34 protein-coding genes and 1 pseudogene are annotated in these 20,954 nt (G+C 40.7%); 8 read left to right on the plus strand and 27 right to left on the minus strand.

Annotation, left to right across the window (positions count from 1 at the left end):
* From GD002_RS12665 to GD002_RS12685, 5 genes and pseudogenes are all read right to left on the minus strand, one after another.
* Positions 1-340 (minus strand): annotated as a pseudogene (locus GD002_RS12665) (hypothetical protein); the annotation flags it as partial.
* Positions 337-528 (minus strand): XtrA/YqaO family protein, encoded by a 192-nt coding sequence (locus GD002_RS12670; protein ID WP_153732804.1) that lies wholly within the window; start codon positions 526-528, stop codon positions 337-339. The pseudogene GD002_RS12665 and the gene GD002_RS12670, both read right to left, overlap by 4 nt.
* Before the next feature lie 68 nt (positions 529-596).
* Positions 597-977, minus strand: coding sequence for a hypothetical protein (locus GD002_RS12675; RefSeq protein WP_153732727.1), 381 nt, complete (start codon positions 975-977; stop codon positions 597-599).
* A 13-nt stretch (positions 978-990) separates the two neighbouring features.
* A complete protein-coding gene (locus GD002_RS12680) occupies positions 991-1,227 on the minus strand; it encodes a helix-turn-helix domain containing protein (RefSeq protein ID WP_153732728.1) in 237 nt (78 codons plus the stop codon).
* Positions 1,220-1,402, minus strand: a complete 183-nt coding sequence (locus GD002_RS12685) for a DUF6877 family protein (RefSeq protein ID WP_153732729.1) — start codon at positions 1,400-1,402, stop codon at positions 1,220-1,222. The genes GD002_RS12680 and GD002_RS12685 overlap by 8 nt, the downstream gene beginning before the upstream one ends.
* Before the next feature lie 98 nt (positions 1,403-1,500).
* On the opposite strand from GD002_RS12685, the gene GD002_RS12690 reads away from it, so the two are divergent.
* A complete protein-coding gene (locus tag GD002_RS12690; RefSeq protein WP_153732730.1) occupies positions 1,501-1,722 on the plus strand; it encodes a hypothetical protein in 222 nt (73 codons plus the stop codon).
* Positions 1,723-1,867: 145 nt separating this feature from the next.
* Here GD002_RS12690 and GD002_RS12695 read toward each other — a convergent pair whose 3' ends face one another.
* The 17 genes from GD002_RS12695 to GD002_RS12770 all read right to left on the minus strand — a co-directional run bounded on the left by GD002_RS12695 (position 1,868) and on the right by GD002_RS12770 (position 11,509).
* Positions 1,868-2,068, minus strand: a complete 201-nt coding sequence (locus tag GD002_RS12695) for a hypothetical protein (RefSeq protein WP_153732731.1) — start codon at positions 2,066-2,068, stop codon at positions 1,868-1,870.
* Positions 2,069-2,073: 5 nt separating this feature from the next.
* Positions 2,074-2,289, minus strand: coding sequence for a hypothetical protein (locus GD002_RS12700; protein WP_153732732.1), 216 nt, complete (start codon positions 2,287-2,289; stop codon positions 2,074-2,076).
* A gap of 212 nt (positions 2,290-2,501) precedes the next feature.
* Positions 2,502-2,963, minus strand: coding sequence for a class I SAM-dependent methyltransferase (locus GD002_RS12705; RefSeq protein ID WP_194841594.1), 462 nt, complete (start codon positions 2,961-2,963; stop codon positions 2,502-2,504).
* On the minus strand, positions 2,960-3,475 hold the full coding sequence (locus tag GD002_RS12710; protein ID WP_153732733.1) for a Holliday junction resolvase RecU: 516 nt from the start codon (positions 3,473-3,475) through the stop codon (positions 2,960-2,962). Before GD002_RS12710 ends, GD002_RS12705 begins: the two co-directional genes overlap by 4 nt.
* Positions 3,472-3,639: a DUF6011 domain-containing protein gene (locus GD002_RS17810; protein WP_194841595.1), complete on the minus strand. Its 168-nt coding sequence runs from the start codon at positions 3,637-3,639 to the stop codon at positions 3,472-3,474. Before GD002_RS17810 ends, GD002_RS12710 begins: the two co-directional genes overlap by 4 nt.
* On the minus strand, positions 3,639-3,818 hold the full coding sequence (locus tag GD002_RS12715; protein WP_153732734.1) for a hypothetical protein: 180 nt from the start codon (positions 3,816-3,818) through the stop codon (positions 3,639-3,641). Before GD002_RS12715 ends, GD002_RS17810 begins: the two co-directional genes overlap by 1 nt.
* A 56-nt stretch (positions 3,819-3,874) precedes the next feature.
* Positions 3,875-4,687, minus strand: coding sequence for an ATP-binding protein (locus tag GD002_RS12720; protein ID WP_228548372.1), 813 nt, complete (start codon positions 4,685-4,687; stop codon positions 3,875-3,877).
* Positions 4,688-4,698: 11 nt separating this feature from the next.
* Positions 4,699-5,559, minus strand: coding sequence for a hypothetical protein (locus tag GD002_RS12725; RefSeq protein WP_153732735.1), 861 nt, complete (start codon positions 5,557-5,559; stop codon positions 4,699-4,701).
* A 17-nt stretch (positions 5,560-5,576) separates the two neighbouring features.
* On the minus strand, positions 5,577-6,278 hold the full coding sequence (locus GD002_RS12730) for an MBL fold metallo-hydrolase (protein WP_153732736.1): 702 nt from the start codon (positions 6,276-6,278) through the stop codon (positions 5,577-5,579).
* Complete coding sequence (locus tag GD002_RS12735) at positions 6,278-7,447, minus strand: hypothetical protein (RefSeq protein WP_153732737.1); 1,170 nt, start codon at positions 7,445-7,447, stop codon at positions 6,278-6,280. The genes GD002_RS12730 and GD002_RS12735 overlap by 1 nt, the downstream gene beginning before the upstream one ends.
* Before the next feature lies 1 nt (position 7,448).
* Entirely contained in the window at positions 7,449-9,515 is a 2,067-nt protein-coding gene (locus GD002_RS12740) for an AAA family ATPase (protein ID WP_153732738.1), read from the minus strand.
* A complete protein-coding gene (locus tag GD002_RS12745) occupies positions 9,515-9,742 on the minus strand; it encodes a hypothetical protein (RefSeq protein WP_153732739.1) in 228 nt (75 codons plus the stop codon). The genes GD002_RS12740 and GD002_RS12745 overlap by 1 nt, the downstream gene beginning before the upstream one ends.
* A gap of 92 nt (positions 9,743-9,834) precedes the next feature.
* Entirely contained in the window at positions 9,835-10,050 is a 216-nt protein-coding gene (locus GD002_RS12750; protein WP_153732740.1) for a hypothetical protein, read from the minus strand.
* A gap of 333 nt (positions 10,051-10,383) precedes the next feature.
* Positions 10,384-10,527 (minus strand): hypothetical protein, encoded by a 144-nt coding sequence (locus tag GD002_RS12755; RefSeq protein WP_153732741.1) that lies wholly within the window; start codon positions 10,525-10,527, stop codon positions 10,384-10,386.
* 9 nt (positions 10,528-10,536) lie between these two features.
* On the minus strand, positions 10,537-10,818 hold the full coding sequence (locus GD002_RS12760) for a helix-turn-helix domain-containing protein (RefSeq protein ID WP_153732742.1): 282 nt from the start codon (positions 10,816-10,818) through the stop codon (positions 10,537-10,539).
* Between the two features lie 152 nt (positions 10,819-10,970).
* Positions 10,971-11,273 (minus strand): hypothetical protein, encoded by a 303-nt coding sequence (locus GD002_RS12765; protein ID WP_153732743.1) that lies wholly within the window; start codon positions 11,271-11,273, stop codon positions 10,971-10,973.
* Positions 11,274-11,284: 11 nt separating this feature from the next.
* The gene (locus tag GD002_RS12770) at positions 11,285-11,509 is read right to left on the minus strand and encodes a helix-turn-helix transcriptional regulator (protein WP_099687318.1); all 225 of its coding nucleotides are present in this window, start codon (positions 11,507-11,509) and stop codon (positions 11,285-11,287) included.
* 171 nt (positions 11,510-11,680) lie between these two features.
* Between GD002_RS12770 and GD002_RS12775 the strand changes: the two genes are divergently transcribed.
* The 4 genes from GD002_RS12775 to GD002_RS12790 all read left to right on the plus strand — a co-directional run bounded on the left by GD002_RS12775 (position 11,681) and on the right by GD002_RS12790 (position 14,921).
* Positions 11,681-12,025, plus strand: coding sequence for a helix-turn-helix domain-containing protein (locus GD002_RS12775; protein ID WP_153732744.1), 345 nt, complete (start codon positions 11,681-11,683; stop codon positions 12,023-12,025).
* A gap of 103 nt (positions 12,026-12,128) precedes the next feature.
* Positions 12,129-13,157, plus strand: coding sequence for a hypothetical protein (locus GD002_RS12780; protein WP_153732745.1), 1,029 nt, complete (start codon positions 12,129-12,131; stop codon positions 13,155-13,157).
* 65 nt (positions 13,158-13,222) lie between these two features.
* Positions 13,223-13,735 carry an ImmA/IrrE family metallo-endopeptidase gene (locus GD002_RS12785; protein ID WP_153732746.1) on the plus strand — a complete coding sequence of 171 codons (513 nt, stop codon included), beginning with the start codon at positions 13,223-13,225 and terminating at the stop codon, positions 13,733-13,735.
* A gap of 16 nt (positions 13,736-13,751) precedes the next feature.
* Positions 13,752-14,921 carry a tyrosine-type recombinase/integrase gene (locus tag GD002_RS12790; protein WP_153732747.1) on the plus strand — a complete coding sequence of 390 codons (1,170 nt, stop codon included), beginning with the start codon at positions 13,752-13,754 and terminating at the stop codon, positions 14,919-14,921.
* 162 nt (positions 14,922-15,083) lie between these two features.
* Here the strand turns inward: GD002_RS12790 and GD002_RS12795 are convergent, their stop codons facing one another.
* The 3 genes from GD002_RS12795 to GD002_RS12805 form a co-directional block, all read right to left on the minus strand.
* Positions 15,084-15,680, minus strand: coding sequence for a YpjP family protein (locus tag GD002_RS12795; protein ID WP_153732748.1), 597 nt, complete (start codon positions 15,678-15,680; stop codon positions 15,084-15,086).
* 338 nt (positions 15,681-16,018) lie between these two features.
* Positions 16,019-16,792 (minus strand): class I SAM-dependent methyltransferase, encoded by a 774-nt coding sequence (locus tag GD002_RS12800; protein ID WP_228548373.1) that lies wholly within the window; start codon positions 16,790-16,792, stop codon positions 16,019-16,021.
* A gap of 2 nt (positions 16,793-16,794) precedes the next feature.
* Complete coding sequence (locus GD002_RS12805; RefSeq protein ID WP_153732750.1) at positions 16,795-17,226, minus strand: BrxA/BrxB family bacilliredoxin; 432 nt, start codon at positions 17,224-17,226, stop codon at positions 16,795-16,797.
* A gap of 323 nt (positions 17,227-17,549) precedes the next feature.
* Here GD002_RS12805 and GD002_RS12810 point away from each other — a divergent pair, with 323 nt between their 5' ends.
* A complete protein-coding gene (locus tag GD002_RS12810; RefSeq protein ID WP_153732751.1) occupies positions 17,550-17,753 on the plus strand; it encodes a hypothetical protein in 204 nt (67 codons plus the stop codon).
* Positions 17,754-17,759: 6 nt separating this feature from the next.
* Positions 17,760-18,179 (plus strand): type II toxin-antitoxin system death-on-curing family toxin, encoded by a 420-nt coding sequence (locus GD002_RS12815; RefSeq protein WP_194841596.1) that lies wholly within the window; start codon positions 17,760-17,762, stop codon positions 18,177-18,179.
* 272 nt (positions 18,180-18,451) lie between these two features.
* Here the strand turns inward: GD002_RS12815 and GD002_RS12820 are convergent, their stop codons facing one another.
* The gene (locus GD002_RS12820) at positions 18,452-18,745 is read right to left on the minus strand and encodes a phage antirepressor KilAC domain-containing protein (protein WP_194841597.1); all 294 of its coding nucleotides are present in this window, start codon (positions 18,743-18,745) and stop codon (positions 18,452-18,454) included.
* 502 nt (positions 18,746-19,247) lie between these two features.
* Between GD002_RS12820 and GD002_RS17920 the strand changes: the two genes are divergently transcribed.
* Positions 19,248-19,358, plus strand: coding sequence for a putative holin-like toxin (locus tag GD002_RS17920; protein ID WP_228548374.1), 111 nt, complete (start codon positions 19,248-19,250; stop codon positions 19,356-19,358).
* 367 nt (positions 19,359-19,725) lie between these two features.
* Here GD002_RS17920 and GD002_RS12825 read toward each other — a convergent pair whose 3' ends face one another.
* Positions 19,726-20,715 (minus strand): DUF3592 domain-containing protein, encoded by a 990-nt coding sequence (locus GD002_RS12825; protein ID WP_153732754.1) that lies wholly within the window; start codon positions 20,713-20,715, stop codon positions 19,726-19,728.
* Positions 20,716-20,954 lie beyond the last annotated feature (239 nt).

Raw genomic sequence — 20,954 nt, forward strand, 5'->3', positions numbered from 1 at the left:
GTTTTTTAATTTCCGAATGTGAATTCACTAAATTGAAAAATGTCGTTTCAAACCTTTGCCTTTCCATCGTTATATACTGATCATTTAGTGCTTGCGTAGTTTTCTGCAATTCTTCCCTTTGTAACTGCAATTCTTCTCTCTGTAGTTTAAGCTCATTTTGATTCATCAGATTAGCTGTTATCAATAAAAGAAATGCGGCAGCTGAAACTAATGGTGTTGAACTATCACCAAAAGTACTTGCAAATGTATCACTAATGAAAAACGGCACTATAAAAGCGCTTACCAATAATAAAAAGCCTAATACAGTAAGAACGCCTGTCAAACTGAATTTCTCTTTCAAAACTCTTCCCCTTCTTCCCTCCGCATTCGTCGTACTTTCCCCTGATGCGTCACAATTTTATATTCACCGTGCTCTGGTAATTCCCTCACTTTCGCCACACCCTCCGAAATCACCACAACACAGTTGATCGGTAGTTCCATTATATCAATATTTAGCATTCCTTGGTCATTAATCGACAAATTTTCCATATTCACCAGGACCCCTCCTATGTGGTATACTTTGCTTGTCTAGGGCAGGAGGAATCCTGTCTTTTTATTTATTCACTTAGCCGAATACACTCAATGTTGTTTACGCGAAAATATTTCGGCATATAATCGTGCTTGTCCATCCACTCAAACAATACTTTATTCAACTTATCTTCTAACTCGCTTGAATCTTCCTTTCGGACGTCATCCAAATAACATTCTGCAGCCTCGCCTACTTCGGAATACACATTTTCGGCAATGTCCTCAATGATATAATCGACATTTACACCAGGCACAAGATTAATATTACTGATTTGCCCTACGTAAAATTGATAGCGATTCCCCTCATACTCATCTTTGCCTGCCTGGATAGCCTCTTCTTTCGTATCGTAAGAGCCGCAATTCATCCAAACCTCTTCATTGGTGTTGTAAATCCACTGATTTTCATTCATAATGATTCTCCTCTCATTTCCCAAACAATCCTTTATCCCGCTGCTTGATATAACCTTGATCAGCCTGATCCAATACAAGCAACGCGGTACTTAATAAATTTCTTCCAAACACTTCAGCAATATCCTCAATTGAAGCACCTTCACGCCATAACTCCCGAAATCTGATCACTTGATGGCCATCCCAATACCATTGCACATCTGCATTTTCGAGTAAGATATGGGCCTCTTCTTGCTTCAAACTGTTAACCATTCCTTTTCATCCTTTCGGCTACATTCTTTGCATACCGCAACTGCTGAAACATATACGGCGCATCATAGCTACCTCCGCCTGCCAGCCAATCGGCAATGCGCTTGTGTAAATCTTGTACCACTGGTAACGGCAGATCATCTGCCAGTTTGTTGATCTCGTAAATCGGATTTGTCATCATCTACTGCTCCTGTTATCGTTTTTTCGTTTACTCTTTTCTCAATCAAAAATTAGTTGTATGCTTGCTCCATATCAATCGTAATGGAGGCTTCAATCATGCGAATCAAGCGAAAAATCTATAAAGATGAGTTAGAAGAAATTATTTACAAAGTCTCAAGTCTGGAAGATAATTTGCGTATTCTTCGCGAACAACTCAAGTCTGGAAAAATTGACGTTCGCGAGATTAATGATAATTTGTTTATAATGGAACACAATTCTCAAAAAGTTATTCAACTAACCTTGGAAGCTGTTAAGAGTGTTGGTAAAGAGCTGAATTGACGATCTCATTTTCAACGTCATGCGTCCATAATTTACTACGTTTATTAATAGCCCCTCACGCTAAAACTGCAGCTACATCAGAAATGGTGAGTGTAGGCCGCTCCGTGCGGCCATAATTTTTTCATGCACTTCATCAGCGTAATGTTCAGTACCTCAATAGTTTCAAATCGTTTAGAATTTCATCGTAAATGCAATTTTCGTTAGCATATCTTTCTTGTTCGGACTCGAAAAACTTGAAGTCTTTTTCGTTATCAGAATGATTCTTTAGTCTACTAGCACGTTGAGCTTCTTCATTCGACTCATGCCGTTTTGTTGTGTACTTAAAGATTAATGCCTCTAGATTCATAGCTGTCACTCCTTATTGCGAACTTTTTCGATTAAGGGGATGAATTCGCTATGGTAATCCATCTCGACTAAGTCATCACCATATCCTTTGTAAAGGTTAACTGCACCTGCTTCACTTATGAGAAAGTCGTACTCATCGCGTAAGATAACAACACGATTAAATTCACCAGTTACAGACTCACTTGTTATTTCTGCGTTCTGAAAAATAGCCTCAACATTCATTTTTAAAAAACTCCCTCCTGCACATCTTCCGTCAAAACCGCATCAATACTCCCTACGCCTACCAAGCCTTTTGCCCTCACGCTTACCGTCCAATCGACCGTGATCATACCCAGCGTTTACCCCTGCTGCATATCCATTACTGCGACCGATCCAATAAAACAACATGGAAATGGTTAGAGCAGATCCTATAAATAAAATGTCGTACATTGCTTTCACTCACTCTCTTTCATAAATACCAACCAATGTGTCTTGCTCCGTCGGTTCCCGAATAACGGAGTTTGGCCAATTGCTCGCAAAACCTCCGGCAACGTCACTTGGTCCTCATTCCACTTGAAAATTAATGTACCGTTTGGCTTGAGCACCCTCATGCACTCATAAAATCCTTGACGAATATCGAACTGCCATAAGTCGTCGAGTCTGCCATACTTCTTGGCTAACCAAGAATCTTCTCCCGCATTAATTAAGTGAGGTGGATCGAAGACGACTAAGAAAAACGATTCATCCTCAAAAGGCATGTCTCGGAAATCTGCAACCACATCAGGTGAAACGATCAGTTGTCGACCATCGCACAACTCTTCGCTGATCTGCCGATTGTCCATGTACACAACATCTTGATTTTCTTTGTCAAACCAGAACATCCGACTACCGCAGCAGGCGTCTAATACTCGCTTCACCCCATCACCCCCAAATAATCCAAAACATACCCACGTTTACTTTTAACCGATTCACACATCGACTGGAAAGCGCCTATCGGAATAGACTTCCTGCCGCCCTTCTGCGCGTCCTCCCAATGCATCTCTAGGACTTTAAAAGAGAGAAGGTATACTTCATCTAGTTTTGTGAACGAGACTAATAGGAATGCCTGCGCGCCTTTCTGGTGCCATGATTTTAATAAATCAAACTGATGATCTGAAATGTTGTTGAGCGGAAAGCTTGTCTTGTTGGATGTCTCCTTTGCATCGAAAATGACTGCTCTGCCATCAAACACGCCTGAATAGTCCACCCATTCACCTTTTTGCGTGTATCCCGTAACCTTTCCACGAATATTGCTTTGTATCTGAACAGGAGTAGGCACTTTTCGAATGTCCGCTACTCCTTTATTGCGGTATTGCTGATTGGTCATGTCTATTAGTCTTTCAAGGACCGCTCCACGATTAGCGTGCGATCTGCTGTATGGTTTTCTCATCGCGCCACCTTCATCTGATAAGCCATTTCTTCATCTAGCGTGATCTGGCGTTTGAGAAATTCAGCTTCCGCAGCATCATGTTTCTTTTTGCAGACAGGACCATAACCATCATCGATACTCTTCTGAGTTTTCAGCTTCTTACCACATAATTTGCAAGTACTCATCAGACCACTCCTTTCACCTTGCGAATAGGTATACCGTGCTTATTGACTTGCGGATTGTGTTTCTCGCGCCAATGCACACGGTAACCTTCACTCCGTAGCTGTTTGATCTCCTGATTAGACAAATGCCCGAAAGCAACGAGCGGCTGTTTGTAATCGTCTTTTATCAGCATGGATAGCATGGCATCAACCGCTTACTAGGTCTGCGGTTTTCACAAATACCCCATTCCGCATTCTCCTAAAAATCTTTTTTTCGATAATCCCGACCGAACATTTTCACAATCGTTGTATTCTCCATCATGCGGGAGAAGTTCCGCGGATTAACTTTAGCTTCAAGTTCTGGAGCTGATAGGTTGGTCGTGTAAATCGTGCTCTTACCAGATCGGCTGTCAATCACTTCAAATAGTTTGGTCCACGTCCAGTTGTCTCCATCATTTTTCAAGTTGGTGTACTCTGCTCCCAAATCATCCAAGACGAGAAGATCCACGTTCGCAATATAATCCAGTAAATCGTTTTCCGAGAACTGCGCTTTCGAGTTGTAGGTGTCTTTAATCTTCGTAAGCAATTTGGGAACCGACAAGAACAACGCCGTATGCCCAACCTCGATCAACTTCTTTGCTGCCGAGAAGGAAAGATGACTCTTGCCTGTGCCGTAAGTGCCTGTCAGCAATAGGTTGTTGCCTGCTGTCGGATCAAACTCTTTCACAAAAGCAAACACGTCTTTTCTCGCTCGATCTAGTTCCGCAGAAGTTGGATAAAAGTTTTCAAACGTTGCTTTTAACAGCGACTGATTAACGAGCGAATTCTGGTCAAACACTTCTTTAGCTCGGTTCATTTTCGCTTTATGCTCGTTCTGTACGACTGCTAGTTCAATGGGTTTGTCCTGGCACTTACAACCAAGCGTAAAACGTTCCAGTTTTCCCTTTTCTGGCCCACCCATGATCGGCATCTCCACTAACCGAACTCCTGATTCACCACAGTCTTCACAGTCATATTCGTCAAGGATGTTCATCGTGAATTGCTGATTCATTACTTCCTGAATGCTTTTCAATTTCATCCCTCCTAGAATCCGTAGTCGTATTGGTAACCGTCTTGCTTGGGTTTAAACTGCCGCACATTAGCAGACGTCGATTTAGCTGTTTGACGTGCAGTTTCAGCAGCTTGCAAACGTTCAAAGTGATCAGCAATGTACTTTTCACAGTAGACAAATGACTTGATAGCCCCATTTGGTTCGCGCTGGTTATGTTCCGAGAAACATTGTTCTAGCAATTGGATTGTTTGTGGTAACGGCATACCACGGGCGACAATCCGGGCGATTGCTTCGTAGTCTTTCATATTCGGATGCGCTGGACGACCTTCATAGGCGGTTCGCAAGTCGCTGAATCTGTTTGCGATTTCGTCAACCGGATCGATTGCTGAATCCGCTGTAGAAGTAGTAGTAATATCTTGTTTAGCATTAATAACATAGTTCTTATTGTTCCGTTGCTGTTCCGTAGCCGTTCCGTTGCTGTTCGTTTGCTGTTCCGTAGGTGTTCCGTTGCTGTTCCGTTCCTGTTGTACTTCGTCTTTCTTATATGCTTCAAACCCTTGATAATGCTGATAATTCACAACTGTAAAGAGTGTTCCGAGCTTCGTTTCTTCTACAGTCAAAGCACCCTCTTTTGTAAGTTCATCAATCTTGTTCTTTATGGTGTGGAGAGAGTAATATTTCTCGGCATTCTTTTCGACATACAGAAGATCTTCTCGGATGTTTCGATAGGAGCGAAGGTATTGCCCCCTCCCGATGTGAATGCCGCCTTTTGTTACTCCTCGTTCTGAGAAGACGGCATTTCCGACGATGTAGAAGAAAATCCTGAACTTTGCTACGTCTTGCCAAATCTCGTGACCGAATATTTCTCTCGACATCAGAAATGCGCCACTCATTATTTCACCTCAATCTCTTACGGCACGTACACCAGCTTGCCAGTGGCAGCCTGTACCGCCTGTTTAAACTCTTGCTCATTACTATTCGAATCCGAAAGATGTAGTAAATGAATCTCCTGAACCTTTGATAGATCGTTAGCTTTCAAGAATTCCAGAACATTTTCTAAACTGAAATGTGACTTCATAACACGTTTCTTTAGAAAGCCCGGAGTACGTCCGCTGTTTACATTTTCAGAAAGAATTTTATAACTGTAATTACACTCAATCATTAAGTGTGTAATGCCTTTAAATTTGTATCTGCAATAGTAAGTGTCTGTGAGGAAAAGTAACTTTCCACCGCTCTGACTTGCCAACAAGAAGCCAAATGGTTCCGCTGTATCATGTTCTGTGTCAAACGGAAGAATGGTCCACGTACCAAGCTGAAACTGCTTCTTGTTCTCCACCGCTCGTATACGGTGATGCTGTATGCCGAGAGCTTCTTTTGTGCCAGGACTCATATAAATGTCTAAACCACGATCTGCAACCTCCTGGACAGCCTTGCAATGGTCCTTATGCTCATGGGTAACCAATACTCCTTCAATGTCACTTGTACGGAAATTCAACGCTTTCTGAATCGCTTTGAAAGATATACCGCATTCTAGCAGGAGGGAGGTGCTACCGTCTGATACCCAGTAGCAGTTCCCGGTCGATCCGGTTGCGAGCGTATTGATTTCGATCATCAGAAGCCAGGTCCGTTTCCAAATAAGTCAGCTTGTCCGCTTTCTTCCGGCGCAGCAGTCACTGGCACTTCTTCCGGTTCGTTCTTGACCTCTCCGGTTTCAGCATCAAATTCAGGAGCGTTCACATCGCTGTATTCAGCGTCAACGAACTCTCGTTGATTATTAGTCTTTTCAGCCGGCTGCTCTTCCGGCTCGATGTCCAGCAACTCCTGATTAGCATGCTGCCGAACCTCTCCCATATGTTTCGCAAAGCTTTCATCTTCCGCTTGGTCATATGTCATCTCAACAAACGCATTCCCGAAGTCTTTTGGAATCTTCTTTACGATGTTGTTCCGCATTTTCCGGATAATCATGGACTCCCTACTTTGCGGATCCTTCCACGCTGGACTGATGTATTGCTGTAGGTCTTCATCATCTAATGCAGCCATACCTAATTCCTGTACCTTTTTCAGAATTTCACGCTTTTTGGCATCGATCTCACCCTTCTGTTTCGCTGTTGCTTTGAAACGGCTTTCCGCAATGCCAAACGTCTCGTTCATCAGGTTATTATTGATATGGGCAATCAGGTTCCTAGAAACGTCCTCGCGCTCTGTAATATGGTATTCCACTTGACCACTAGCTTTTGTGATCGGATAAACCACTCTCACGACTTCGCCACGTCCTGTCGGCTCCCATTCAGGAGGAGACATTTCAATTCCTTTAAACTTCGGATACTCGAATTTATCTTCTGAACGGACCAACCAATATTGATGCACTTCCTTCACACCACGTCCGAAGTTGGAGAGTATGGCGTCGTTGCCATCCCCCTCAATCCCCATTTCGATCTGTTTTGTCCAAACATCTCGACCGTCTACTTTCCTTTTCACATTGCGCATTTGAAAGTACACTTCACGTGGATTAGCAGCTGAATTGAGTTTTAACGATGCGACTGTTAACAAATTTTGCGTGACATTACTCTTGTCTAGTTGTGGGTCACTCCATGAAATATTTTTTGAATCCAGTACCGCATTAATAGTCGAGATTGCGCTCATTACACATTGCTTTGCGTAATGATCCATGTTTAGCCCGTTACCTGTTAGTTGCTGCTCGATCATCGGGAAAAACGTGTTGCTGATTTTTGTAAGGGCTGTAGAATAGGTTTGTTTTTGTTCTGCTATTTGGTTAGTCATATTAGATAGCCTCCTTCATATCATTTGACTGGCTTTCAATCCGCAACTGCTTGTAATTGCTTTCCCAAGCTTCTTTAGCTTTTTCATAGCTGCCATGTTCGGAAATGAGCATATCCAATATGTTCTTTGGAAAATTATCAAAGCTTTGTGGAACAACCAAACTGATAAGCTGTGACTCCGTGTCTGCAATCTTCGTGACTGCCTCAGCGTTGTCAACAAAGATAGGGGCGCGAATCCCAAAGTGTTCTGTCAGCGTGTTGATGATGTCGATGCCTACATTGATACGAGCTGCATTATTTAAACCGCTTGAATAAGGCACACCTTCGAATGTCGTTTCACACACTTCTTTCAATCCACCATTAATTTGAGTTTCAAAAAGTTTGAAGCGAGCATATTTGAACTTGCTGTTGATCTTGCTTTCCAATAATTCGACCTTTGAACGGATAAATGACTCAGTGAGATACAGTTCCTTCTCGATATTCTCAAACTCCTTAGCGAGTTCAGCCTGTTGTTCTTCCAGTTCAGCAATTCGCTTCTTACTAGCTTCTGACTGTGTATGTTGGGCAATACTGGCATTCAATTCAGAGCGATTGGCTTTCAGTTCAACTATTTCTTTTTCAATAGCTGACACCGCTTCATTAGCGCTTGATTTCAGGCTCTCGATTTCATCTTTAACCTGCTGTATCTCCTGCTGCTTGTCCGTGTATTTTGGATCCTGACGTGCGTCTTTTATGGACTCTCTCAACTGTTGCAATTCAGCCTCCAACTTCTCAATCAGCTTTTCTTTTGACTGAATATCATCGGTGTGAGTTGGAAGTCGTTTTTCTAGCTTCTCAATTTTTTCGAGTAGTACAGCTTTTTCTTCTTTATAGGAAACACCGAGTTTGCTGATGTTTTCTAATTCGCTGGACTTTTTAAGGTTGAATGCTTCTAGTGCCTTATTACGAGCCTCTTGCAACTGTTCTTCTGGCAACGACTGTCCACACGTCGGACACTCGCATTGTTCTGTATGATGAAAACTCCCTGCATCCACAATCGTCCAAGATGCTCTCAAATCGTTCATCTTTTCATCCAGGCGCTGCACATCTTTCTGCAGAATGGAAACTTGATGCTTTGCGTCATCTGCCTTACGTTGAATGATGGAGATGTTAGATCGTTCTTCCTGAATGCGAGCCTGCACCTTGTGGCCTTGCTCTGTTGCATCAGCTTCTAACTCACGTTTAATCGATTCAAGATCCATTTCCAACTGGCGCAGTTCATTCTGCTTTGCCGTGATAGCTGATCCGTTTTTGATATTGTTAATTTGCGCAGAGGAAGCATCAATCTCTTTTTCTACTTTTGCAATTTCCACCTCTATTGAAGAGATATCTATAATTGCGTCCGGCAAAGAGTTATTCAGTTCATCAATTCGGACTGGAATCCGTTCCAGTTCTTTGTTGATTTCCGTCTTCCTCGCTGCAATCATTTTCCGATGATCCTCAATGGCTCGTCCTTTTAGAATGGCTGGAAGGTCTTTAAGCTCTTCGTTAAACGCCAGGACATCCTCAAAATCTATGTCGCCGCATACCTCGAGCAGTGTGTTACGGCGCTCATCCATTTTGGTCTGTTCGTTAAAGTAAAGTGGATTGGTTAAAAGCTTGAATACCTCTTCTTTTACAATCGAGCCGACCTTTTCTTCATACTCTTTTTTCTTTACTGGCACACCGTCAATAGAATGATCTGTTTCATGTCCAGTGAATTCAGGTATTGGAGCACCACGTTTCTTTGTCCAGGTCTCTTTGTAAACTTTTCGGAGTGTCAGTGGTACACCGTCTACAGCGAATGAAGCAGATACCTCGTGTTCTAGGTTGTTAATTTCCTTGCCGCCCTCCAATGTCTTAATAGAGAAATTCGTTTTGTTGTTACTGTCCTTGTTAAAAAGTAACCATAGGAAACCGTCAAAGATGGATGTCTTTCCAGTCGCATTATCGCCATACACCTTTAGGTCATTGCCTGATGCATCCAATTCGAGTGATTTGATACCCTTAAAGTTTTTGAGTGTCAGATTGAGTAATTTAATATTTTTCATCATTTTTCCTCCTCGCAATAATAAATGTCTTCCAATGGCAGGTTATTTTTAAAGAATCCTTCCGATTTGTACATGTCCCACTCTGCTTGCGTGTACTGAAACGCCCAATCCCGACCATGAATTTCGAACATCTTGTCTTCTGCTGTGTCTGGATAACTTGCATAGATAATTTGATGCCGACCAAATAACGGGTGACCTTGGCCAAATGTGAATAAATACTTGTTCATGATGTCCCTCCTTGTCATTTGAGGGGTTCTGAGTTAAAATGAACGTAACTTAAATAATCAGAACCCTGAATCCGCTGCTACCAACAGCGGGTTTATTTTGTTTTGTGTACCAATTCAATGGCACTCACAATCGTATCTACCTTCGACTTTTGAAGATCATAAGATTGTTTTGCGCATACCATCTTTTCAACCGATGAAGTTTGCGCGACATCATGAGCAAGATCATCAAGGATTTCCTGTTCATCTGATTTCCATTGCAGAAGCTTTTCAATCACCTGTTTCAAGTCATTCACCTCTTTCTTGTTCATTTCGCATCCCTCTCTTTCCGTAACTGATGGCTAGCTTCGTTCCACAAAACGCCCAAACCAAATGCGACGATTGGCAGTAAAAATGTTAGCACTAACAAATTGCCGTAGTCTGTCATCTTGTCAGCTCCTTTCTATAGTTGTCGCAAGCGGACGCCTAACACCGTTCGGCATTGCCGTTCCGCTTACGATCTGATGGTTTGTGAATCCCATCGAGTAGCCCAGGAACAAGAGTAGTATTTACCAGAAATAAAATTGGGAGGAAATTATTCGTTGGTAGATCCTGGACTACTCGACAGGAGCCAAAAGCTCCGTCGTGTGTTATAATAAAAACAATCAAATATTCTTCGCACAGCTGATTGACGTTACCGCGTCGATCGGCTTTTTTATTGCCACAATGTTGATTCCTGCAAGTTGCATTCTTTCTACAAACAGCGGTAGTTCTTTTCTAAGTTTGTCCGACTGCTTTTCAGTTTTCATGATTGCCTCCTATAGTAAGAAATTAATGAACCCACCGATGATGCCTGTTCCTGCTGCAGCTAAAATGTTAGTCAAGATCGCCATACCTTCCATACCAGTAATAAATGCGACCATTACGTCTGTTGAGTTCGTCGCAGCTGTCCATTTCTGCACCAGCGACATCAGTGGTTCTTTTCGGTCGTTCTCAATCCGCGAAATGTCCGCCTGCTCGATATGCAGGGCTTCTGCAAGGTCCTCTTGCGTCCACCCCTTCCGTTTGCGGCACGCTCGTAATATTGCGCCATATCCCATGTCCTCACCCCCTCTCGAGCGATATGTCAAATTGACATACTCTTTATCTCTAGGGTGTTGTATTCTAGTTGTAGACCCACTCTTACACCTCGTGTTACACTTCGCACTGCACCCTCTCAATCTAGTGGAGCAAACCCCTCCGCTCCGCTAGATCACATCCATTCAGTCATAATAATTTCTTCCAGTACCTTCGCTGTCGGCTGCCTCAACCAAATTCGCTTCCCGCCTTTTTCTCTTCGACGTTCATAGCGTCGTATACGCGGATCATTTAAGATATGATCCTCCAGCGTTTTTCGATTAAATGTAGTAGCCCTTATGATGTCGTTGATGTCCCAGAAAAGAATGATCGGCTGGGCTGCTTTATCAACCATTTCACCAAGCTGTTGATTCAACTTTTCTGCTGTGATGCCTGACATTTCGAAGAGCGTTTGAATCACTGTGCTTTCTGTTGACATGGTGTCACCTCCTATCCGACTTCTTGTTCACCTCTAGTTAACTCGTTATCTAAAAAAATATAGTCTGGATTTGACTTGAAAACAGCAGCGATTTTAACAGCTTGAGAATATGTCAACCCTCGCTTTCCGTTCTCAATCATCCAGTAATGTTCTTTTGAAATGCCTACTTCATCAGCAACTTGCTGGTATGTCATACCCTCACTTTCTCTAGTTTTTTTTAGTTTTTCTAAAATCATGGCTCTCGCCTCCTTTTGTTAACTTGAGGTTAACCATAGTATAGTTTACATATAGTTAACTTGTCAACTGTTTTATCTTAAATAATTCCCTTTTAGTTAACTTTAACTTTTCGCCTTCAAGTTATCTATTAGTTAACTTATAATGAATGTATAGAGAAGAGGTGGTAATTGGTGCTCGGAGAACGTCTGAAGAAGTTAAGAACAGAAAGTAAACTAACACAAGACGAGTTAGGTAAAAAAATAAATGTAACCAAAGTTTCTATTTCTGGTTATGAGAACGGCAACAGAAGTCCTGACACAGAAACACTTCAAAAAATAGCTGACACCTTCAATGTGACCACTGACTATCTTCTCGGCCGTTCAGACAATCCACGGAAAACAGCCGACGAAGAATTCGAAGTATTTGCCAATGATCCTGAACTCGAGCGCTGGTATCGAAAATTGCCTGAATCAGATGAAGAAGATATACGGAAGCTTCGTGAGATGTGGGATATTATAAGAAGAGATAAGAAATAGGTTATATAATTACCACGGTTTCTGACCGTGCTAATTTTTACATAAGTAATGGTAATATCTCACTAAGTTGTGGTAATGAGACAAATAGACGAGGAGTGGTTATATGCAAAACAAGAAATTATCCGTTTTCATTATCGCTTTGTTTTTACTTGTCAACCTCCCTATTGCAAACGTGTCTGCAAAAGAATCAGATCAAGATATGGATGTTTGGTTAAAAGAAGAAATGAATCCTCGGATTATTAAGATAGTTGGCAATTACAATAAATCATCGCAAGAAAACTGGAATGTAAACCTATCACAATATCTTATAGAAAAAGATAAGAAACCTGCTGCGAAAAAACTTAAGGCTTTTCGTGATGAGTTAAATGATCTAAAAAAAGAAGTTAAACAAATAAAAATTCCAGATACCGCTGACAAAAAAGAACGTAAAAAAATTAAACAGATTAAGAAGAATCTAACCAAGACACTAAAACGTTCTGACAAAGACGCGAATCGTTTAATAAAGAAATTTGACAAGGATAAGAAAGTAACTTCTATTGCCGCACGCAAAGTTGAAAAGAAAGCTATTTCAAAAGCAAGTGACGCCTTCGTATCGCTAAATGAATTTAATGATATGAAAGTGGATCCGTTAAAAATTGGTTTTGCTGAAAATATAGATCAGAAGGAAGCGGAAGCGATCCTTATACAACATGATGCTGAACAAAAAAAGATTGCAGAAATGAAAGAGAAGAAGAAAAGAGAAAAAGAAGAAAAGAAGGCTGCTGAAGCTGAGAAACAATTAATTGAGGAAGAAAAAAACAAAGCAAAACGAGAGGCGGCAAAAAAGGAAGCTAAGGAAAAAATCGATAAAGCTGTTTCTGAACTTATTTCAATGGGAGATGGATCAATTAAGAATATAAGACCAACGTCGGGTGACGACTGGATTGCCGTCTATGTCGAAGTGGATAACACATGGCATCTGTTTAGCCAGGAAGAACAAAAATATATGGCCGAAACGATTGGTCCTGCTGTAGAAAGTTCAATCGTAGAAACAGGTATTACAGATTATTGCGATGTTCATTTTATAGACGAGAATGGAATGACGGTAGCTTCCCCTAAATTTTTGGGCGGAGGTTATAAAATCAAAAATTAACACAGCCCTACTTGGGCTTTTCTTTACAACTCTAAAAGAACATACGTTTGTAAGGTGGTTATTTTATGTATCAAAACAGTCATTTAGAGGATTACATCCAAGAACTTTATTTCGGGTGGAACATTAATAGTCCGGAGCAGTTAAATAAATATATTATTGCAGATCAATCAAATATCGGTATCTATCTAACAAGTAATACCAGCGAGGCGTTTTATTGGGATGGTCGCTACTACATTTTTATTGATAGGAAACAAAATGATAGACAACGCTGGCAAGACTTCGGTCACGAACTTTGTCATGTCCTTCGTCATAGCGGACATCAAGGGCGCATGCCTCCCTTATTTCGACAGTTGCAAGAATGGCAAGCGGATAACTTTATGTTTCACTTCTGTGTACCGACATTTATGTTACACCGAATACGATTACCACCAGACCAACGAGCAGCTGTTGCTTTGATCTCTGAAACGTTTAATGTGGACTATCGCTTTGCGGAGATAAGACTAGCTCGCTATGTAAGTAAAATTAATCGTTCTATTAAGGGCTTTTCTTTTAGCAACCAAATCGAACTTACATTCTGATAAAGGAGAAGATTTCATGGCTCGCGTGAAAATGACCAAAACGAAAAAAGATAGTATTTATTCGTACAAGCAAGGTGCCACAAAGAAATATGCATATCGATACAAATACTACGATCAAAATGGCGTGCGGAGAGAAAAAAGCAAGCAAGGCTTTGATTCAATTGAAAAAGCCGAGCGCGCGTTAATAGATATTAAGGCTTCTATACTGGATGGTAACACAAGCTATGTTGAAAATGACAAGCTGACCGTCCGGCAGCTGAATGAAATCTATACAGAAGCCAGCGTCACAAATTGGAAGCCGACAACTGAAAGAATCCATACTTATATTATGGAAAATTACGTATTGGTCACAATTGGCCAAAAAAAGATTAAAAATGTGAGCAATATGACAATACAAAAAGAATTGATGGATCCTTTAATAAAAAGAGGATTTAAGGAAGGAACGCTTATCTCTGTATATAGACGTTTAAATGCCATTTTTACATTCGCAGTAAAAAATGAAATGTTAGACCGAAAACGTTTTTCGGCGCCTAATTTGAAGGGTGCCAGCGAGAGTATGAAGCGGAATGCACTCTCCGTCCGCGATGTGACAAGAATATTGGAAATCGCACGAACAAAGTATAAAATTACCCACTACACAGCGTTAAGCCTTCTATTTTTGACAGGCATGCGTGCAGGCGAATTACGAGCATTGATGTGGGAAAGCGACATCGATTTTGAAAATAACATAATTCACATTCGCAGAACCAAAGATCGCTTCGGACCGAGAACCCCGAAAACTAAAAATAGCTATCGAACATTTCCCATGTCCGAAAACATTAGGAGTCTTTTACTCGCCTATAAAGAGTGGTACGACCAAACCATGGCGTCCTACCAACATCGGAACCCTATTGGCTATGTATTCGTTACTTACGCTGGTGAGCCGCTTGGAGAGCGTTATTTAAAGCGTATTATTGACTTGATATGTGAAAGGGAGAAAATACCCCACTTTACCCCCCATTATCTTAGACATACATTCGTCACGATACAACTATCCAATAATATCCCGATATCCACTGTCGCCGCATTAATTGGAGACACCCCGGAAACAATTTACAAAGTATACGCCCACTCATTTGAAAAAGATGAAATTCAAGCATCTAACTTAATGGATCAAATTGTCGTTTTAAATTCATTCGAAAAATAAAAACGTCGGATTTGGGGTACAAATTGGGGTACATGGTATTTTGTCCGTTTGTATAAAAAAACACGCTTGATAAATACGCTTCGCTTCAACCTGTAAAACGTTGACAAACCAACGTTTAGACAAGAAAAAACACCCGTTTTCACAACGAGTGTTTCAACATTTTTAGGACAACCATTTCGGCGGTGTGTTTTTACTCCAATAAATATCACCTAACGTATGGTGTGCGGTAAATCCATCATCCGCCGTGTGATAATGGAAATTGTAGAAATAGCCGTCTTGTGGACGTTTTTCCGTGCGTACGTGAAAACGAATGACGTCCTGCTCTGCCGTTTTATCATACACATGAAAAATCTTTTCTGCGTAGTCGCCAGATGGTTGTTCAGTAATCGCTAGACGACGTTCCGCTGCATTATGTAAGGTAGTCTGAATCACCGCTTCTATTCTTGGGAAAATCTCCGTATCAAATTCATCCTGAATGACCGGTCCAATGCGTTGGCCAAATTTTTCATAAGTCAACAGACGCGCATGATCCAGCAATTGGTCTTCATCCGAATGAATGGGATAATCCGGTGTAGATAAAATATCTGATGGCGAATCGTCTAATTCAATGGAATACTGTGAATCTCCTGTCGTCGAATCCGTCTCATTCGGCTCATCTTTCGACTGGAAATTCAACCAAATTTCATGATTCGGTGTAATGGCCCCAAGCGTCAACACCGCGACCGATGCGATCATAAACCGCTGCAACCATTGCTTCATACTATCACTCCCTTCAAAATTTCGTCATACATCCTACTAACCTATACGAAAAGCTGGACAAAAGGTTTCTTCTTTCTGTAATTCATTGTACAATAAAGTGAAACTTCAATCAGCATTTTCACAAAAAGTTCGTTGATTGCAAGTTAAGCGGAATTCAACCAACCAACACGCAGGATAAAGGAGGTCGCACCAATGGACGTTAACTTCCTACTAGGAATCGGAATGCTCTTACTGACTCTATACTTGAGCTCCTTGAACTTCACACATTAATTAAGAGCTCGACTCATGCGAAAAAGACTGTACAAGCTACTATGGCTTGTACAGTCTTTTTCAATTGCTTATTTCTCCAACACACCGTAATGTACTTTCGTATATGGACGGATTTGCTGAATGAAGCCAAAACGCGCAAACATGGGCGATTGGTAATGATCTTTCAATACTACACGCCGCCTACATACACGCAAAGCCTCCGCCACCCATTCTTCCGTCAAACTATACGATGCCCCGATCTCGCGCAACGTTTCAAAGTTGGAAGACTCTTCAATTGGCGTCGTAAACATCGGATCTAAAAACACTACGTCACGCGAACTAGTCGGGCAAGATTTTAAAAACTCTACAGCTTCCGAATGAATCACGTCAATCCGCTCCATCGCTTCCTGCAGCAAAGGGAAATCAATTGGAAAACTACGTAGCCCTGTCTTCGTCAAAAAAGCCACAACCGCATCTGCTTCGATTCCCTCTACCTTGCCGTCTGCTCCTACCACACTGGATGCAATGATCGCATCCGATCCAAGACCTAACGTACAATCTAGAAACGAATCACCCGCCACTAACGCTGCTGCTTCGATTAACGGGTCTGTTTCTCCTTTTACTAGACGTTTCAGACGATATGTCGCAGAATTCGGGTGAAAAAAGAACGCTTCATCGGTGCCACGACGATAAAACGAATAGCGGTCCTTCCCCGCTACGAGAACATCACTTTCATAGATGCCCTGCAGTTTGGAAATGGACCGCTTGTTTCGTTCGACAATAGGGGCCTGTAAACAGTCTGCCGCCTCTTGCAACAAAACTACAGACTGCTCATCAGGTCTCCCCGCTGTCGTAATGATCACGTTCACTGACTCACAACATTCGTCAAGACATCGACGAGGTGATCTTTAATTTGTTCTTTCTCAAATTTCTCAATTTGTTCACGTGGCACGAAGTAGACCAACTTGCCTTGATCCCAAATCGCAATCGATGGTGAACTTGGTGGAATTTCTGGGAAGTGCGCACGTAATGCTTCCGTCGCTTCCTTATCTTGTCCAGCAAATACCGTTAATAAATGATCTGGCTTCACTTCCGCAACTGCTTCGCGAACGGCTGGGCGTGCCAAACCTGCTGCACAACCACAGACTGAGTTAATCACGATGATGGCCGAGCCTTCTAACTCTCTTAGTGTATCTTCTACTGCTTCTGCTGTTGTGAGTTCGGTGAAACCTGCATTTGTTAGTTCTTCGCGCATGGGGGTTACGATTCCGCGCATGTATTCGTCGTATGCGTTCATTGGTGATCTCCGCCTTTCTTGGGGGTGAAAAATATTTGTTTGGTGCTTCTTTTTAATAGTATAGGATTGGGGGGATTATTTCACGTGATTGAGATGGTGGTACTGATTTTGTGTATAAAGATAATAAATATCTTGAGGTTTATACACTTTACATACGTTAAATAAGAAATACATTTGTTAGGGTAATCATTAATCTCAAAAACTTTAGGTACGTGTTATTGAGATGCAGCTTTACGTGCGATACGTCAAATATTATGTTATAATTAGGTATATATTTTGGTCCCCACACCGACTATAAGCATATAGTCAAAAGAGGTGATAGCATGAATTGGGATAATGAATACCAGTCCAGTAACTCGAATAATGAACGGCAGAATGGAGAAGATTACATGGTCGTAAATGAAAAGGAGTTGCAAAATATGAATAAGATTAAACAAAAAAAGGATAAGGATAAAGTTCGTGAAGCACTAATTCAAGCATCTATCAAAGATAATTATGAACTATTAAAGCGTCTTTCAAAAAACTAATCGATGATGAATGAAATTTTATATTTAGACAAAGAAGATATAATCGAATCACACTTGGCTGGTTTCCGACAATTTGGCGGAAAAACATATGGAATCGATGAATCATGTGTTGAAAAGCGTGTGATTGAACCACAAACATCATACTGGGGAGAAGAGCAATACCCAGGTCTATTCCGGAAAGCAGCTGTGTACATGTACCGAATTACAATTTCCCATTGTTTTTCAGACGGTAATAAAAGGGTAGCGTTTCTTTGTACTGACTTATTCCTAAGATATAATCAATTTAAATTCTCCGCCACCACTGATGAACTCTATGATTTTTGTTTGCGAATAGCCAATCATGCGACTAGACCTGATCTTGATATTATCGAGGAATGGATTCGATCTAATACAGTTCCATTTACTTTAGAAGAACCCTACAATTAACTTTTGACTGAACATTAGTTAATTGTAGGGTTCTTCTTTTTTGGTTTACGAACGTACGCTTGTGTATCATATTTTCGTTTGTTACTTACATAGGTACTTAATTTTCCTGCAGTTCATCATTTTTTTTAGAGGAAAGAAAAACAGATTACGTAAAAGCGATAGATTTACTAATAACTATTATTATTATTATTATTTCAAGACTTGATACTATACACTCTTCTAACCCTTTCATTTAATGGTATATTATTACCAGATCTTTGATTTGTATGAAATTAACAGCCTTCGCTCTTTAATCTTTCATAAAAATATTCTAGACCTTTTTCAGTAACAAAAGTTTGATGACGCGGATATGACCTACAATCCCTAGCGATAACCTCTTCTGAAAAGTATACTAGATACTTATGCTTTACTGCTTTGTTAGTTGGAAGTTTTATATCACCGCTAGTTACATAGAGTAACCCCCACTCCAGTAACTTTTTACGTAATTGCTTTTGAGTGATCTTAAAACCTCTTTCTGTAATTTGTTCCACTACTTCTTTGAATGTTAGGAAATTATATTTCTCCAAACGAATCGTCTCCTTTTCCTAATAGTTGATATGGGTGTTAACAAACTCTTCTACCTTTGCTAATAAAAATCCAATTCTAAATAAATTTCTTTTTGAACTCATGTTAGTCATGAAATAAAGCAATTTAACTAAATATCTTCTCCTAAACCTTGATAATTGGTAGATAATCTTAGTTCTATCATACCATCATTTGGATTCTTTTTTTATATTAATAGACAAAATTTACAGACGCATCCTTTTATGTAATTGAAATTAAAAAATAACCCCTATTTATGTCAACTAGCAATATAAATAAGGGTTATTTGAATGTAGAGTGCCATTAATAAAAAATCATAAATATTCATCACGCAAGTATTTCTTTCACAATGTATTTCTGCTTCAGTTTTAATAAGAACATACGTTTCTTTATTATATCATTTCCCCAGCTAGAATGGTATAATTAATAGACAGTGACATATAGCGGATGGGCGGTTGGCACTCCCTTTTGAAAGGGGGTGTTTATATGGTGACATACGAAGCAATGAACATGTTATTCCAATTTGGGATGTTCCTCGCGACAGCGGCAACAGCCATTGTAGCGATGATTGCTTTATACACCAACAGAAAAAAGTAACCACCCACCGCTGACGACCATGAAAGCAGGGTAGTTACTTCTTATGAAAACTCCTTGATCACTGGCCAACCGCTCTTCTAGCGGGTGTCAGCTGTATTGACTGGGTGTTGTCGCACCCGGTCTTTTTTAGTATATGTTCAGTTTATCACATTTATACGAATTCTACACCTTGGTAAACTTTTAAAATTTATATTTGCGAAAGTAGATAAGGAACCATCGTAGTTCAATAAACAAATATACTAATTTTCCACGATTATTAACTTTCATTCACTTTTAGCAAAGGAAACTTTTGTTTCGTGCGTTTAGATTATCATTATACGATGGTACCTTCAATTGGTGTCACTAGCTATCCCCTTTACTTAAACAGTCATGATTTTTTCTTACCTTTGCCTACCTGCTCCTGAAAGTTTTCTTTATCCTTTCTTCGTTCGTTAAAAAACACCCATCCAGCGAACACTGTTACTGCAATCATAAACAGGTAAACAAACGATTCCCAGAATAGGAGTGTCTGGATCACATCCCATATAGAAGCACCGCGGACAAATACATCGTATGGATCAGCGTTGCGATACACGATAGGCAGCTTGTCTCCGATATCGTATTGCTGATAGGTATGTCTCGTCACGTCTTTTACCAGCTGAATATTATGCCCTGCCTGATCTTGGAAGGAAATGGTCAGTTCATAAATCGAATCTTCATATTTGCGATAACTAGTATCTGAAAACCGATCGAAAATCATGGCTTCCGTCTCCGTTTTTCCGATGGGCTGCAATTTTCGAATGAAATTCCATAAAAAGCGTCCGAAGAAGATTGAAAAAATCAGGAGCACGACGCCTACAATCCGCCACGCTCTTTGTTTTTCATTCCCTTTTCTTTTCCTTCTTCTTTTCTTTTTCCGTTTCTTCTGTCGTTTCCCATATGTCTTTTTTTCCAACCGATCGAATCCAGGAATAGATAGCACCAATGCAACTAGGCAACAAAAAGCTAGGAACCCGAATATGGAAATGGCGAACAGGTAAAACAAACTATCAAAGATAAAATCACGGATCGTCGAAAAGTTTTTCGAGCCTGTCGAGTATCCGCTGATAGAATCTCCAATTTGGATCTCTTCGATCTGACTTTTGGAAATTCGGTTGAGGTAAGGGGATTCCTCTCCTCCTGGCAGTATGACCCGCACATAATACGAGGGGGGCCTAAATAAGCTCTTTGCTCCTGATTTCTCAACGACGATTGCGTTTTCCGGTTCAGCCGAAGAGATATCGTACTCTTCCATGTACGAGTCCACCATGATCCATGTAAGAAGACTAAATAATAAGGTGATGGCCGCCATCCCTGCTAATTCTTTTACACTTTCCATATTCACACTCCTCGAACTCTAAAGAATATAGGTGTAGATTAGTAGATACCTAACTAGCTACTTTATAATAATATACCTGGTCCTTACACAAATTTGAAACATTGCACGTCCTACTTCTTTTCCACACTGGCAGAAATATCATTTTCATTTAAAATAAAATTTTCGACTTGGACTTGCCATGCATGTAACATGATACGCAAAAAAGTAACCATCCGCCGCTACCCAAGTAGGTGAGATGA

The sequence above is a fragment of the Sporosarcina obsidiansis genome, assembly GCF_009651005.1.
Classification (GTDB): domain Bacteria; phylum Bacillota; class Bacilli; order Bacillales_A; family Planococcaceae; genus Sporosarcina; species Sporosarcina obsidiansis.

What these genes read in the sequence shown, in the direction of transcription:
- GD002_RS12670 (WP_153732804.1), bottom strand. Translation starts at nt 528, where the DNA reads ATGGAAAATTTGTCGATTAATGACCAAGGAATGCTAAATATTGATATA.
- GD002_RS12675 (WP_153732727.1), bottom strand. Translation starts at nt 977, where the DNA reads ATGAATGAAAATCAGTGGATTTACAACACCAATGAAGAGGTTTGGATG.
- GD002_RS12680 (WP_153732728.1), bottom strand. Translation starts at nt 1,227, where the DNA reads ATGGTTAACAGTTTGAAGCAAGAAGAGGCCCATATCTTACTCGAAAAT.
- GD002_RS12685 (WP_153732729.1), bottom strand. Translation starts at nt 1,402, where the DNA reads ATGACAAATCCGATTTACGAGATCAACAAACTGGCAGATGATCTGCCG.
- GD002_RS12690 (WP_153732730.1), top strand. Translation starts at nt 1,501, where the DNA reads ATGCGAATCAAGCGAAAAATCTATAAAGATGAGTTAGAAGAAATTATT.
- GD002_RS12695 (WP_153732731.1), bottom strand. Translation starts at nt 2,068, where the DNA reads ATGAATCTAGAGGCATTAATCTTTAAGTACACAACAAAACGGCATGAG.
- GD002_RS12700 (WP_153732732.1), bottom strand. Translation starts at nt 2,289, where the DNA reads ATGAATGTTGAGGCTATTTTTCAGAACGCAGAAATAACAAGTGAGTCT.
- GD002_RS12710 (WP_153732733.1), bottom strand. Translation starts at nt 3,475, where the DNA reads ATGAGAAAACCATACAGCAGATCGCACGCTAATCGTGGAGCGGTCCTT.
- GD002_RS17810 (WP_194841595.1), bottom strand. Translation starts at nt 3,639, where the DNA reads ATGAGTACTTGCAAATTATGTGGTAAGAAGCTGAAAACTCAGAAGAGT.
- GD002_RS12715 (WP_153732734.1), bottom strand. Translation starts at nt 3,818, where the DNA reads ATGCTATCCATGCTGATAAAAGACGATTACAAACAGCCGCTCGTTGCT.
- GD002_RS12725 (WP_153732735.1), bottom strand. Translation starts at nt 5,559, where the DNA reads ATGAGTGGCGCATTTCTGATGTCGAGAGAAATATTCGGTCACGAGATT.
- GD002_RS12730 (WP_153732736.1), bottom strand. Translation starts at nt 6,278, where the DNA reads ATGATCGAAATCAATACGCTCGCAACCGGATCGACCGGGAACTGCTAC.
- GD002_RS12735 (WP_153732737.1), bottom strand. Translation starts at nt 7,447, where the DNA reads ATGACTAACCAAATAGCAGAACAAAAACAAACCTATTCTACAGCCCTT.
- GD002_RS12740 (WP_153732738.1), bottom strand. Translation starts at nt 9,515, where the DNA reads ATGAAAAATATTAAATTACTCAATCTGACACTCAAAAACTTTAAGGGT.
- GD002_RS12745 (WP_153732739.1), bottom strand. Translation starts at nt 9,742, where the DNA reads ATGAACAAGTATTTATTCACATTTGGCCAAGGTCACCCGTTATTTGGT.
- GD002_RS12750 (WP_153732740.1), bottom strand. Translation starts at nt 10,050, where the DNA reads ATGAACAAGAAAGAGGTGAATGACTTGAAACAGGTGATTGAAAAGCTT.
- GD002_RS12755 (WP_153732741.1), bottom strand. Translation starts at nt 10,527, where the DNA reads ATGAAAACTGAAAAGCAGTCGGACAAACTTAGAAAAGAACTACCGCTG.
- GD002_RS12760 (WP_153732742.1), bottom strand. Translation starts at nt 10,818, where the DNA reads ATGGGATATGGCGCAATATTACGAGCGTGCCGCAAACGGAAGGGGTGG.
- GD002_RS12765 (WP_153732743.1), bottom strand. Translation starts at nt 11,273, where the DNA reads ATGTCAACAGAAAGCACAGTGATTCAAACGCTCTTCGAAATGTCAGGC.
- GD002_RS12770 (WP_099687318.1), bottom strand. Translation starts at nt 11,509, where the DNA reads ATGATTTTAGAAAAACTAAAAAAAACTAGAGAAAGTGAGGGTATGACA.
- GD002_RS12780 (WP_153732745.1), top strand. Translation starts at nt 12,129, where the DNA reads ATGCAAAACAAGAAATTATCCGTTTTCATTATCGCTTTGTTTTTACTT.
- GD002_RS12785 (WP_153732746.1), top strand. Translation starts at nt 13,223, where the DNA reads ATGTATCAAAACAGTCATTTAGAGGATTACATCCAAGAACTTTATTTC.
- GD002_RS12790 (WP_153732747.1), top strand. Translation starts at nt 13,752, where the DNA reads ATGGCTCGCGTGAAAATGACCAAAACGAAAAAAGATAGTATTTATTCG.
- GD002_RS12795 (WP_153732748.1), bottom strand. Translation starts at nt 15,680, where the DNA reads ATGAAGCAATGGTTGCAGCGGTTTATGATCGCATCGGTCGCGGTGTTG.
- GD002_RS12805 (WP_153732750.1), bottom strand. Translation starts at nt 17,226, where the DNA reads ATGAACGCATACGACGAATACATGCGCGGAATCGTAACCCCCATGCGC.
- GD002_RS12810 (WP_153732751.1), top strand. Translation starts at nt 17,550, where the DNA reads ATGAATTGGGATAATGAATACCAGTCCAGTAACTCGAATAATGAACGG.
- GD002_RS12815 (WP_194841596.1), top strand. Translation starts at nt 17,760, where the DNA reads ATGAATGAAATTTTATATTTAGACAAAGAAGATATAATCGAATCACAC.
- GD002_RS17920 (WP_228548374.1), top strand. Translation starts at nt 19,248, where the DNA reads ATGGTGACATACGAAGCAATGAACATGTTATTCCAATTTGGGATGTTC.
- GD002_RS12825 (WP_153732754.1), bottom strand. Translation starts at nt 20,715, where the DNA reads ATGGAAAGTGTAAAAGAATTAGCAGGGATGGCGGCCATCACCTTATTA.